The sequence below is a fragment of the Streptomyces sp. NPDC029296 genome (assembly GCF_055569255.1).
On record NZ_JBVHXT010000014.1, the window covers coordinates 120,360 to 133,090 of the forward strand.

9 protein-coding genes are annotated in these 12,731 nt (G+C 72.2%); 4 read left to right on the forward strand and 5 right to left on the reverse strand.

Annotation, left to right across the window (positions count from 1 at the left end; all coding sequences use genetic code 11):
* Nucleotides 1-26 precede the first annotated feature (26 nt).
* Both ACZ4W9_RS14880 and metG read left to right on the forward strand, forming a co-directional pair.
* Nucleotides 27-1,676, forward strand: a complete 1,650-nt coding sequence (locus ACZ4W9_RS14880) for a VWA domain-containing protein (protein ID WP_467935664.1) — start codon at nt 27-29, stop codon at nt 1,674-1,676.
* A gap of 123 nt (nt 1,677-1,799) precedes the next feature.
* A complete protein-coding gene (metG, locus tag ACZ4W9_RS14885) occupies nt 1,800-3,515 on the forward strand; it encodes a methionine--tRNA ligase (RefSeq protein WP_467935666.1) in 1,716 nt (571 codons plus the stop codon).
* A 73-nt stretch (nt 3,516-3,588) separates the two neighbouring features.
* Here metG and ACZ4W9_RS14890 read toward each other — a convergent pair whose 3' ends face one another.
* Entirely contained in the window at nt 3,589-4,932 is a 1,344-nt protein-coding gene (locus ACZ4W9_RS14890) for a pectate lyase family protein (RefSeq protein WP_467935667.1), read from the reverse strand.
* 146 nt (nt 4,933-5,078) lie between these two features.
* Between ACZ4W9_RS14890 and ACZ4W9_RS14895 the strand changes: the two genes are divergently transcribed.
* On the forward strand, nt 5,079-5,771 hold the full coding sequence (locus ACZ4W9_RS14895; RefSeq protein ID WP_467935668.1) for a nucleotidyl transferase AbiEii/AbiGii toxin family protein: 693 nt from the start codon (nt 5,079-5,081) through the stop codon (nt 5,769-5,771).
* A 15-nt stretch (nt 5,772-5,786) separates the two neighbouring features.
* Here ACZ4W9_RS14895 and aspS read toward each other — a convergent pair whose 3' ends face one another.
* Nucleotides 5,787-7,550 (reverse strand): aspartate--tRNA ligase, encoded by a 1,764-nt coding sequence (gene aspS, locus ACZ4W9_RS14900; protein ID WP_467935670.1) that lies wholly within the window; start codon nt 7,548-7,550, stop codon nt 5,787-5,789.
* Nucleotides 7,551-7,724: 174 nt separating this feature from the next.
* On the opposite strand from aspS, the gene ACZ4W9_RS14905 reads away from it, so the two are divergent.
* Nucleotides 7,725-9,902, forward strand: coding sequence for a SpoIIE family protein phosphatase (locus ACZ4W9_RS14905; RefSeq protein WP_467935671.1), 2,178 nt, complete (start codon nt 7,725-7,727; stop codon nt 9,900-9,902).
* Nucleotides 9,903-9,924: 22 nt separating this feature from the next.
* Here ACZ4W9_RS14905 and ACZ4W9_RS14910 read toward each other — a convergent pair whose 3' ends face one another.
* The 3 genes from ACZ4W9_RS14910 to ACZ4W9_RS14920 all read right to left on the reverse strand — a co-directional run bounded on the left by ACZ4W9_RS14910 (nt 9,925) and on the right by ACZ4W9_RS14920 (nt 12,619).
* The gene (locus ACZ4W9_RS14910) at nt 9,925-10,980 is read right to left on the reverse strand and encodes an AI-2E family transporter (protein ID WP_467935672.1); all 1,056 of its coding nucleotides are present in this window, start codon (nt 10,978-10,980) and stop codon (nt 9,925-9,927) included.
* An 86-nt stretch (nt 10,981-11,066) separates the two neighbouring features.
* Entirely contained in the window at nt 11,067-12,038 is a 972-nt protein-coding gene (locus ACZ4W9_RS14915) for a pirin family protein (protein WP_467935674.1), read from the reverse strand.
* A gap of 110 nt (nt 12,039-12,148) precedes the next feature.
* Nucleotides 12,149-12,619 carry an SseB family protein gene (locus ACZ4W9_RS14920; protein ID WP_467935675.1) on the reverse strand — a complete coding sequence of 157 codons (471 nt, stop codon included), beginning with the start codon at nt 12,617-12,619 and terminating at the stop codon, nt 12,149-12,151.
* Nucleotides 12,620-12,731: the final 112 nt, after the last annotated feature.

A 12,731-nucleotide genomic window follows, 5' to 3' on the forward strand; every position in this document is an offset into this window, starting at 1 on the left:
TACAACTCATGCGAAGGGTTGCGCACATGGGCATTCTCACTCTCCTGCGGAACGCGTTCGGCCGCTCACGCAAGCCACGAGCCACCGAGCCGGAGGGTGCCCCCGAGACCCCCGAGCAGCCGCCCGCCCCGGAGCCCCGCCAGTCCCCCACCGAGGAACACGACCTGGTGGCAGCCGCCTTCGACCACGTCAAGGTCCCCCACCAGACCCCTCCGGAACCGACGGACCCCCCTTCACCGGAGCCGGTGACGGCAGAGCTGAAGCTGGCAGCGCCGAAGCCGGCAGAGCCGGTGACGGCGGAGCCGAAGGCAGTAACCGAGCCCGCCCCGGAGCCGAAGGCAGCACCGGAGTCGGCGCCCGAGAGCGCTGCGGAGCCGGAAACGGCACCGGGCACGCCGACCCCCGCCCATCCGGACCCGCAAGCGGCAACGGAGACCGCCCCGGAACCGGAGGCGACCCCGGAGACCGCACCCGAGCCCGAGCCGGCAGCCGCGACCGACCCGGAGCCCGAGCCGGCAGCAGAGGCCGGACCGGAGCACAAGCCGGAGGCAGCAGCCAGGCCTGAGCCGCAGGCGGACGCGGCAGCCGGGTCCGAACCGAAGGCGAACGCGGAGCCCACGGCGGAACCGGGGCCCACGGCGAAGCCGGAGGCGGACGCCGAGCCCACGGCGGAGCCGAAGGCGGACGCGGAACCCCCCGCGGAACCGAAGCCCACGGCGAAGCCGAAGGCGGACGCGGAGCCCGCCGTGGAGCAGGAGTCCGGATCGCGGGCGGAGACGGACCCGCGGGCCGCCGACGGCGAGGACGCCCCACAGGGGCCACCCGCACCCGACGGCGAAAGCCGCACGGGTGGTGCGGGTGGGAACACGGACGCCGAAGGCGAAGCCGAGGCGTCGGCCGACAACGACCCGCACGCCGCCGCCGACGAGACCCGCACGGGTGGTGCGGGCGGCAACGACACGGACGCCGAAGGCGGGGCGACCGCGCCCAAGCCCACACCCGCCACCCCCCTCAGCAGGGTGAAGTCCCGCGCCCCCGCCCTCACCGCCGCCTACAAGGCCGCCACGACCACCCTGCGGAAGAAGAACCTCACCGGCACCCGAGCGAAGCTCTACCTCGTGCTGGACCGCTCCGCGAGCATGCGCCCGTACTACAAGGACGGCTCCGCCCAGTCCCTCGCCGACCAGGCCCTCGCCCTCGCCGCCCACCTCGACCCCGACCCCACGGTCCACGTCGTCTTCTTCTCCACGGAGGTCGACGGCACCACCGACCTCACCCTCGCCCCCGGCCACGACACGAAGATCGACGACGTGCACGCCGGCCTCGGCCGCATGGGCCGCACCAGCTACCACGCCGCCGTAACCGCCGTACTCGACCACCACGACAGCCATCACGGCGGCAACGACGCCACCCGCGCCCCCGCCCTCGTCGTCTTCCAGACCGACGGCGCCCCCGACGCCAAGACCCCCGCCACCCAGGCCCTCACCCAGGCCGCGGAGACCCACCCCGGCGTCTTCTTCTCCTTCGTCGCCTTCGGTGACCACGACAACAAGGCGTTCGACTACCTCCGCAGACTGAAGACCCCCAACGCGTCGTTCTTCCACGCCGGCCCCACCCCCCGCGAGCTGACGGACGCCGAGCTGTACGAGGGCGTCCTCGCGGACTGGCGCCCGTAACGGACCGTAGTCACCTGGCCGCCCCTTCCCACCCCGCGAAACGGGAAGCGGGCGGCCCACCCGTGTCGGCTACGATTTGAAGGTTCGAAACCGCAGAAAAGCAGCGACCTGGGAGCAGCCACGATGGCTCGACACCTCATCACCAGCGCCCTTCCGTACATCAACGGGATCAAGCACCTGGGCAACATGGTGGGGTCCATGCTCCCGGCGGACGTCTACTCCCGCTATCTGCGCCGGCGCGGCCACGACGTGCTCTACATCTGCGCGACGGACGAGCACGGCACCCCCGCCGAGCTGGCCGCCAAGGAGCAGGGCCTGCCCGTGGCGGAGTTCTGCGCCCGGGCGCACGACGCGCAGAAGGCGGTCTACGACGGCTTCGCGCTCGCCTTCGACTACTTCGGCCGCAGCTCCAGCCAGGAGAACGTCGAGATCACCCAGCACTTCGCCCGCAAGCTGAACGAGAACGGCTTCATCGAGGAGCGGGCGATCCGCCAGGTCTACAGCCCGGCCGACGGCCGCTTCCTGCCGGACCGCTACGTCGAGGGCACCTGCCCGCACTGCGGCTACGACAAGGCCCGCGGCGACCAGTGCGAGAACTGCACCCGTGTGCTGGACCCGACCGACCTGATCAACCCGCGCTCGGCGATCTCCGGCTCCACCGAGCTGGAGGTCCGCGAGACCAAGCACCTCTTCCTGCTCCAGTCCAAGCTCCAGCACGAGGTCGAGGCGTGGGTCGCCCGGCACGAGGACGACTGGCCGCAGCTCGCCTCCTCCATCGCCCGCAAGTGGCTGACCGAGGGCCTGCACGACCGCGCGATCACCCGCGACCTGGACTGGGGCGTCCCGGTCCCGGCGGACACCTGGCCGGAGCTGGCCGCCGAGGGCAAGGTCTTCTACGTCTGGTTCGACGCCCCGATCGAGTACATCGGCGCGACGAAGGAGTGGGCCGGCCAGGACCCGGAGAACCGGGACTGGAAGGCGTGGTGGTACGACGCCGACGACGCCGTCCGCTACACCGAGTTCATGGCCAAGGACAACGTCCCCTTCCACACGGTGATGTTCCCGGCCACCGAGCTGGGCGTGCGCGAGCCGTGGAAGAAGGTCGACTACGTCAAGGCGTTCAACTGGCTCACGTACTACGGCGGCAAGTTCTCCACCTCGCAGAAGCGGGGCGTCTTCACCGACCAGGCGCTGGACATCCTGCCCGCCGACTACTGGCGCTACTTCCTGATCGCCAACGCCCCGGAGTCGGACGACTCGTCCTTCACCTGGGAGCACTTCACCGCCACGGTGAACAAGGACCTCGCCGACACCCTCGGCAACTTCGTCAACCGCGTGCTGTCCTTCAGCAAGAAGCGGTTCGGCGAGGAGGTCCCGGCCGGCGGCGAGCCCGGCGAGGCGGAGGCACGGCTCGGCGAGGAGATCGCCCGCCTGCTCGCCGAGTACGAGGAGCAGATGGAGGCCCTCCAGTTCCGCAAGGCCGCCGCCGCGCTGCGCGCCCTGTGGTCGGCCGGCAACTCCTACCTGGAGGAGAAGGCCCCCTGGCTGGAGATCAAGACGGACAAGGAGGGCGCGGCCCTCACCCTGCGTACGGCGATGAACCTGATCCACCTGTACGCGGTGGTCTCCGAGCCGCTGATCCCCGCCACCTCGGCGGCGATGCGCGCCGCCTTCGCCCTGCCGGACGACACCGCCGCCTGGGTCACCGCCGAGGAGGCCAGGGCCCTGACCGCCGTCCCGGCCGGCACCCCGTTCACGGTGCCGCCGGTCCTGTTCGCCAAGCTGACGGACGAGGACCTTCAGGCGTACAAGGAGCGCTTCGGCGGCGAGGAGGGCTGACCCCGCCGCCTCCCGTCCGCGTGCGGAGGGTGCCGGGCCGTTCGGGCCCGGCACCCTTTCGCGTGAAACGGGATTACTTCAGGACGCCCGCGCCGGTCGTGTCCGCCAGCTGTGCCGGCAGGTTCTTCGCCGAGGGCTCCAGGCCCGCGGTGAGCGCCGGGGTCCAGTTCACGGTCGTCTTGATCTTCTTCGAGCCGGCGGCGTTGTACGCGGCGACCAGGTCGGTGGCCGTGCCGTTGACCAGGTTGCCGCTGCCCGCGACCGAGCCGGTGCCGTCGCCGCTGAGCAGCTTGGCGACCTTGCCCCCGGACGGCACCGTCCAGTAGTTGGCCTGCGCGACGACCTGCGCCTTGGCGCGGGAATTGATGCTGTACAGGGGCGCGTACCCGTCGACGGTCGTCGTGTCGTACACGTTGTTGTAGAGGTGGATCTGGCCGATGCGCGCCAGCGGGGCCCGCTGCACGATGCCCTTCCACACGTTGTGGTGAATCGACACCCGCAGCTTGCCGGTGCTGTCCTTGTCGCTGGAGCCGATCAGCATCGTCTTGTCGTGGTCGGTGAACCGGTTGCGCTCGACGGTCACCAGGTCCGAGCCGTTGGTGATGTCGAGGGCGCCGTCGTGGATCTGGTACTCGCGGCCGTAGTACTCGGGGTTGGCCTTGTCGTAGTGGGGCGCGTCGGTGAAGGTGTTGTGGTCCGCCCAGACGTGCGTGGCGCCGCGCAGGGTGACGGAGTCGTACGCGGAGTTCCAGTTGCCGTCGTCGCCGTCCGTCGGGTCCCACTGCGGGAAGCAGTCCTCGGTGGCGGAGAAGGCCAGATTGCGGATGATGACGTTGTCGACGTTCTTCACCTGGAGGCTGCCGCCGGTGATCCCGGCGCCGGTGCCGGGCACGCCCACGATCGTGGTGTTGGCCGGCACCTTGAAGACGATGTTCTTCGCCTGCTTGTCCTGGGCCGCGGCGCGGGCCTTCTCCTGGGTGCCGGAGGGCAGCTTGGAGCGGCCGTAGACGGCCGGGTCGTAGGCCTTGAGGTACGCCGACAGCGAGTAGCCGGTGCCGGAGGCGTAGTCGGCGCAGGTCAGCTTCCTGCCGCTGTCGTCGGTGTTGGCGTCGATCGTGCCCTTGACCTTGACGATGCGGGGCGTGGTGTCCGAGACCGAGCCCAGCGCCTTCACGAGCTGGGCCCGGGTGGAGACGGTGAAGGTGTGCGCGGAGTCGGCCTTCGCGCCGCCGGTGGTCCCCGTGCCCGAGGCGGCCCAGCCGTCCTCGGCGGCGAGGGTCTGGTGGTACAGGTCGACGGCGGCGGCGTTCGCGTTCAGCACGAACACCCCGGCGCCGGCGGCCGCGGCCACGACGGCGGCGGACACGGCGAGGGCGCGCCGCTTGCGGAGGGACCGGCGGTGGGAGGGAGCTGCCACGGAGGAGTCCTTAAGGTTCTGTCGTACATGCCTTACGACTCCTCAGTGGCCGCCGGGAGCCCGGAGGTTGCCGTCGCCGCGGGAATCTTCCGCGACCGGCGGCCGGGCGTCGCCCGCCGGGGGCGGAAGGCCGCAGAATCGTCCGTGTGGACATCCCCGAACCCCATCGCCGGCTCCTCGCGGACGCCGCCCGGGCGGGCGGCCCGTACGGTCTGGTGCTGGCCGGCGGCTACGCCCTCCAGGCGCACGGACTGCTCGGCCGGCCGCACTCCGACGTGGACCTGGCCACCGAGAGCCCCGAGCCCATGGAGCGGCTCGCCGCCGCCGTCGGCGCGGCCCTGGAGGAACGGGGGCGGCGGGTGGACACCGGCGCGGTCACCGCGCTGACCGCGCGGCTGACGGTCACCGACCCGCCCACCGGCGAGCCGTGCGCGCTCGCGCTGCACAAGGAGACGTTCTGGCAGCCGCCGGAGCGGACCGGGTACGGGCCGGCGCTCTGCCTCGCGGACGCCGTGGGAACGAAGATCCGGGCGCTGTACGACCGGGGCGCGGCCGTCGACCTCGTCGACGCCCGCGCCTGCGCGGCCCGGTTCTCGCTGCCGGACCTGGAGGAACTGGGCCGCCGGCACGCCCACGACCCGTTCGACCTGCCCACCCTCCAGTCGCGGCTGACGGGCACGGACTTCTACGCCGACCGGGACTTCCTCCGGTACGGCCTGTCCGGGGACGACATCGCCGCCCTGCGCGTCTGGGCCCAGCAGTGGTCCGACGACATCGCGGAACGGCTGCTGGAGGACGGCGCGTCCCCGGACGCGCCGTCCGACGAGCAGGGCGGCTGAGCCCCGTGGGTCCTTTTACTTCGGCTGCGGCTTGCGGATGTCCAGGTGCAGCTCGCGCAGGCGGGACTCCTCCAGCTCGGTCGGGGCGCCCATCATCAGGTCCTGGGCGTTGCCGTTGAGCGGGAAGGCGATCGTCTCGCGGATGTTGGGCTCGTCCGCGAGGAGCATGACGATGCGGTCCACGCCGGGGGCGATGCCGCCGTGCGGCGGGGCGCCGAAACGGAGCGCGCGGAGCATGCCCGCGAACTCGCGCTCGGTGGTCTCGCGGTCGTAGCCCGCGATCTCGAACGCCTTCAGCATGATGTCCGGCTCGTGGTTGCGGATCGCGCCGGAGGACAGCTCCACGCCGTTGCAGACGATGTCGTACTGCCAGGCCAGGACGTCCAGCGGGTCCTGGGACTCCAGCGCCTCCATGCCGCCCTGCGGCATCGAGAACGGGTTGTGCGAGAAGTCGATCCTGCCGGTCTCCTCGTCCTTCTCGAACATCGGGAAGTCGACGATCCAGCAGAACCGGAAGACGTTCTCCTCGAAGTGGCCGGCGCGCTTGGCGGCCTCGACGCGGACCGCGCCCATGATCTTGGAGACCTCGTCGAACTCGCCCGCGCCGAAGAAGACCGCGTGGCCGGGGGCCAGCGACAGGCGCTTGGTCAGCTCGGCGACGTTCTCCTCGGTGAGGAACTTCGCGATCGGGCCGGACAGCGTGCCGTCCTCGCCGACGCGGACCCAGGCCAGGCCCTTGGCGCCCAGCGACACGGCGAAGTCGCCGAGCTGGTCGAAGAACTTGCGCGGCTGGTCCTGGACGGCCGGCACGGGCAGGGCGCGCACGTGCTTGCCGGCGAACGCCTTGAACTCCGAGCCCTCGAAGACGTCGGTGATGTCCACCAGCTCCAGCTTGGCGCGCAGGTCCGGCTTGTCGGAGCCGTACTTGAGCATCGCCTCGCGGAACGGGATGCGCGGGAAGGGGGAGGTGACGTGACGGCCGCCGCCGAACTCCTCGAACAGCTCGGTCATGAGCTGCTCGATGGGCCGGAAGACGTCCTCCTGCTCGACGAAGCTCATCTCGACGTCGAGCTGGTAGAACTCGCCCGGCGAGCGGTCGGCGCGGGCGTCCTCGTCGCGGAAGCAGGGCGCGATCTGGAAGTAGCGGTCGAAGCCGGAGATCATCAGCAGCTGCTTGAACTGCTGCGGGGCCTGCGGCAGGGCGTAGAACCGGCCCGGGTGGAGCCGGGAGGGGACCACGAAGTCACGGGCGCCCTCGGGGGAGGTCGCCGTGAGGATCGGGGTGGCCATCTCGTTGAAGCCGAGCGCGGTCATCTTCTGGCGGATGGCGCCGATGACCGCCGTGCGCAGCATGATGTTGCGGTGCATGCGCTCGCGGCGCAGGTCCAGGAAGCGGTACTCCAGGCGCCGCTCCTCGTTGACCCCGTCCTCGGTGTTGATCGTGAAGGGCAGCGGCTGGGCCGCGCCGAGCAGCTCGACCTCGGCGACCTCGACCTCGATCTCGCCGGTGGGCAGGTCGGGGTTCACGTTCTCGGTGCCGCGGGAGACGACGCGGCCGTCGACGCGGACCGTGGACTCCTTGGAGATCGTGTCGAGGGCCTCGTACGCCGGGGTGCCGGGGCGGGCGACCAGCTGCGTGATGCCGTAGTGGTCGCGCAGATCGATGAAGAGGATGCCGCCCAGGTCGCGCCGATTGTGCAGCCAGCCACTCAGCCGGACGTCGGTGCCGACGTCAGAGGCGCGGAGCTGGCCGCAGGTGTGGGACCTGTACCGATGCATCGTCGTTCATCCAGTCTGTGCGGATCGGGTGTCGCCAGGCGGGTACGGCCTAGGCCATCCCAAGGGTACCGGCCACCCCAAGAACGGCTCCCCATCATTACCGCCCGCCCGCCGGACGGCAGCCGTCGTCCCATCAGGTGGCACCCATCGCTCACCTCTCCATAAAGTGGGTCAATGCGTACAGGCGAGCCCCTGCCGTCCGTCGGGGAGGTCCTCGCCGCCCTCGCGACCGGGCTGTGGCACTGGGACACGGCCGCCGGGCTGGTCACCCTGGACGCGGAGGCGGCGCGGCTGCTCGGGCTGCCCGCCGAGCGGAGCACCCTCACCGAGGCGCGGGTCCGGGCCCGGCTGCACCCCGTCGACTGGAACGAGATCAACGGGGTCGTACGGCTCGCGGTCGCCGAGGGCACCCTCGCCGAGGTCCGCATCCGGGTCATGGACGCCGACGGCCGCATCCTGCGGGTCGTCCGCAGCCGGTCCAAGCCCTCCTTCGACCCCGAGCGGCGCACCTACGAACTGATCGGCACCCTCCAGGAGGTGACCGAGCCCGCCCCGGGCACGGCGGCGGCCCGCAGCGCGGTCACCGGCGACTGGCGCCGCTCCCGGGAGGCGTTCCTGCTGGACGCGGGCCGGGCGCTGGCGGAGGCCCGGTCCACGGCCGAGGTGCTGCGGGTGGCGGGGGGCCTGTCGATGCCGGGCTTCTCCCCGGACGGGCTCGTGGTCTACGGCGTGGAGGGCGACCGGCTGACGATCACCGGCCAGCACGGACACCAGCCCGGCGACATGGGCCCCTTCTCCCACATGCCGCTGGACACCGACTACCCGGCCGCCGAGGTGGTCCGCACCGGGCGGGCCGTCTATCTGTCCTCCCCGGAGGAGTACCGGGACCGCTACCCGGCCGCCTGGCCGCTGGCCCGGCGCTTCGGCCGCCGCTCCTGGGCGTTCCTGCCGCTGACGGCCGCCGGGCGCACGAGGGGCGCCTGGATGGCCGCGTTCACCTACCCGGTGGCGTTCACCCCCGACGAGCGCGCGGTCCTGACCACGGTCGCCCGGATGCTCGCCCAGGCGCTGTCGCGGGCCGGCGCCGCCGAGTCCGAGCGGGAGCTGGCGGAGGGCCTCCAGCGCTCCATGCTGCCGTCGCTGGGCCCGGAGATCCCGGGGATGCGGATCGCCGCCCGGTACATCCCGACCGGCGGCGGACTCCAGGTCGGCGGCGACTGGTACGACATGATCCCGCTGCCCTCCGGCCGCTTCGCGCTGGTCATCGGGGACGTCCAGGGGCACGACGTGCGCGCGGCCGGGATCATGGGCCAGCTGCGGATCGCGCTGCGCGCCTACGCCGCCGAGGGACACCGCCCGGACGCCGTCCTCTCCCGCGCGGCCCGCTTCCTGCACGGGGTCACGGACGGCAGCGGGCCCGACGGCCTGGCCGACCCGCGGTTCGCGACCTGCCTGTACGTGGAGGCCGACCCGGTGACCGGCATGCTGGAGATCGCCCGCGCCGGGCACCCGGACCCGGTGATCCGGATGGCGGACGGCACGGTGATGATGCGGCCGACGGCGGGCGGGCTGCCGCTGGGCGTCGACCCGGACGCCGACTACCCGACGACCCGGTTCACGCTCGAACCCGACGAGACGCTGATGCTGTGCACCGACGGGTTGATCGAGACCGGCGGGCACGACCTGGAGAGCGGCTGGCGCAGGCTGCGCGAGCCGCTGGAGGACCACCGGGCCGGCGAGTACCGCCAGGAGGACCTGGAGGCGCTGGCCGACGCCCTGGTGCAGGCGGTGCACGGGCCGTCCTCGCACCACACCCCCGGCCCGCTGGCCGACCGGCGCGAGGACGACATCGCGCTCCTGCTGCTGTGCCGGCCGGCGGCCGGCCGCGGGCCCGGCGGCACCGTCACGGAGGGACCGCCGGTGCGGCGCACCCTGCTGTCGGTGGCCCAGGACGAGCCGGACCGGATCGCCGAGGCCCGCCAGCACCTGCGCGAGCTGCTGCACGACTGGGCCTCGGCGGAGCAGGTGGACTCGGCGGTGCTGCTGGTCTCCGAGATGGTCACCAACGTGCTGGTGCACACCGACGCCGACGCGCTGCTGCTCGCCGAGGTGCTCCGCGGCGAGGACGGGCGGCGGCTGCGGGTGGAGGTCTTCGACACCGGCGACGACCTCCCGCACAAGCGCCGCCCCGGCGAACTGGCCTCCTCCGGCCGCGGCCTGATGCTGATCGAACTCCTCGCGGACGCGTGGGGGGTGGCCCCCAGGGGCGAGGGGAAGAGCATCTGGTTCGAACTCCGGGAGGGCGCGGGCGCGGGGGCGCCCGGCAGACCGCCGGGGTCGTACGTCCCCTAGGTCCCGGCACGCCCGGGTCGCGTCACGTGGTGCCCGGGCCGTCGGCCGGCCGTTCGCCGCGGCGGTCCCGGAGTTCGGCCCAGACCCCGAAGGCCGCCGCGGTCACCGGTACCGCGAGGAGCATGCCGAGGATGCCCGCGACGGAGGCGCCCGCGGTGATCGCCACCAGGACCAGGGCCGGGTGCATCTGCACGGTCCGGCTCTGGATCACCGGTTGCAGCACGTGCCCCTCCAGCACCTGCACCGCGAGCACCACCCCGAAGGCCCACAGCGCGATCACGAAGCCCCGGTCGGCGAGGGCGACCAGCACGGCCACCGCGCCGGAGATGAAGGCGCCGAGGTAGGGGATGTAGGCGCCGACGAAGACGAGCGCGCCGAGCCCGATCGCGCCGGGCACCCTCAGGACCAGCAGGCCGACGGTGATGCACACGGCGTCGATGAGCGCGATGAGGGTCGTGCCGCGCATGAACCCCTCCACCGCGGCGAAGGCCCGCCGGGCGACGGCCTCCGCGGTGTCGGCGCTGTCGCCGGGCGCGAGGGCGCGCAGGGCGGCGAGGGCCCGGTGCGAGTCGCGCAGGAAGAAGAAGACGAGCAGCAGCGCGAGCACGGCCATGGCGATGCTCTCGGCGACCAGGCTCACCCCGCTGATCACGTTGGAGGCGGCCGTCCCGCCGAACCTGCGCAGCAGTTCGCGCGCGTGGGAGGCGAGGTCGTCGAGCCCGGTACCGGAGGCCCCGAAGTGCCGGGCGACGGCCTGGGCGGTGCTGCGCAGCGAGGCGAGGATCTGCGCGCCGGTGTCGACGAGGGCGGCGACGACGATGTAGACGGCGCCGCCGACGACCGCCACCACGGCGACGCAGGTGAGCCCGGCCGCCACCGAGGGCTGCACCCGGGCCCGCACCAGCCGCCGGTACAGCGGCCCGAGCAGCGCGGTGCCGAGCAGGGCGAGCAGCACCGGCGTGACGGCCGTGCGCAGCTCGCCGCAGAGCTGTACGCCGACCCAGCCCACCGCGGCGACGAGCAGCAGGACGACGCACCAGGCGGCGAGCCGGCGCACGGGTTCGGGCAGCAGGAGCACGGTCCCAGCCGATCACGCCGGCCGCCGGCTGTCCCGCCGCACGGGTCCGGACGGGCGAAGTCCGCCCGTCCGGACGCAGGGAGGGATCAGATGCCGCCCTCGGTCATGCCGTGCACCGCCGGAATCCGCCCGAAGCGGCCCTTCTTGAAGTCCTCGAAGGCCTGCACCAGTTCGTCCCTGGTGTTCATGACGAACGGGCCGTAGTGGGCCATCGGCTCCCGGATGGGCCGGCCACCGAGCAGGACGACCTCCAGGTCGGGGGTGTGCGCGTCCTGCTTCTCGTCCGCGCGGACGGTCAGCGAACCGCCGGCGCCGAAGACCGCGGTCTGGCCCAGGTGGATCGGACGGCGCTCGGCACCGACCGAGCCCTTGCCCGCCAGCACGTACGCCAGTCCGTTGAAGTCCTCCCGCCACGGCAGGGTGAGTTCCGCGCCGGGGGCGAGGGTCGCGTGGATCATCGTGATCGGCGTGTGGGTGACGCCGGGGCCCTGGTGGCCGTCCAGCTCGCCGGCGATGACCCGCAGCAGCGCGCCGCCGTCGGGGGAGGCGAGCAGCTGGACGGTGCCGCCGCGGATGTCCTGGTAGCGCGGGGCCATCATCTTGTCCTTGGCGGGGAGGTTCACCCACAGCTGGAGGCCGTGGAAGAGACCGCCGGACACGACCAGGGACTCCGGCGGCGCCTCGATGTGCAGCAGGCCGGAGCCGGCCGTCATCCACTGGGTGTCCCCGTTGGTGATGGTGCCGCCACCGCCGTGCGAGTCCTGGTGGTCGAAGACGCCGTCGATGATGTAGGTGACGGTCTCGAAGCCGCGGTGCGGGTGCCAGGGGGTGCCCTTGGGCTCGCCCGGCGCGTACTCCACCTCCCCCATCTGGTCCATCATGATGAACGGGTCGAGGTGGCGGTAATCGATCCCCGCGAACGCCCGGCGCACCGGGAATCCCTCCCCCTCGAAACCGCCCGGGGCGGTCGTGACGGTCAGCACGGGACGTGCCACGGCGTCGGCGGGAGCGGTCACACGGGGCAGCGTCAACGGGTTCTCGACGGTCACTGCGGGCATGGCGGGTACCTCCTTGGTACGCCCACTTTAGTTGAGCGTTGAACTTTCTGTCACCCACAACGGTACGGGCCCGGAGGGAATTCCCTCCGGGCCCGCGTCCGGGTGACGGCTCAGCCGCCGCCGTACATGCGGCGCATCGCGAAGTCGACCATCTGCTCGACCGCCTTGGCGTCGAAGACGATCCGGTGCTCGCCCTCCATGTCCAGGACGAAGCCGTAGCCGGTCGGCAGCAGGTCGATCACCTCCGCGCCGGTGATCACGAAGTACTTGGACTCCTTGCCCGCGTACCGGCGCAGTTCCTTCAGCGAGGTGAACATCGGGATCACCGGCTGCTGGGTGTTGTGCAGGGCGAGGAAGCCCGGGGTGTCGCCGCGCGGGCAGTACACCTTGGAGGTGGCGAAGATCTGCTGGAAGTCCTCGGCGGCCATCTGCCCGGTGGTGAAGGCGCGCACCGCGTCCGCGAGCGAGGGCGGGGACGGCTCCGGATAGAGCGGCGGCTGCTGGCCGTACCCGCCCGGCATCTGCGCTTGCGGCGGGGCGTACTGCTGCTGGGCGCCCACGTTCTGGTCGTAGCCGTACATGGGCAGAAGCGTACCGAGCCACCCCGCCCCCCGGGTGGGCCACGGCGCCGAAACCTCGCCCCCGAAGGCGTTCACGGCGCGCCCCGAAGGGGCATGCACCTGGCATGTACAA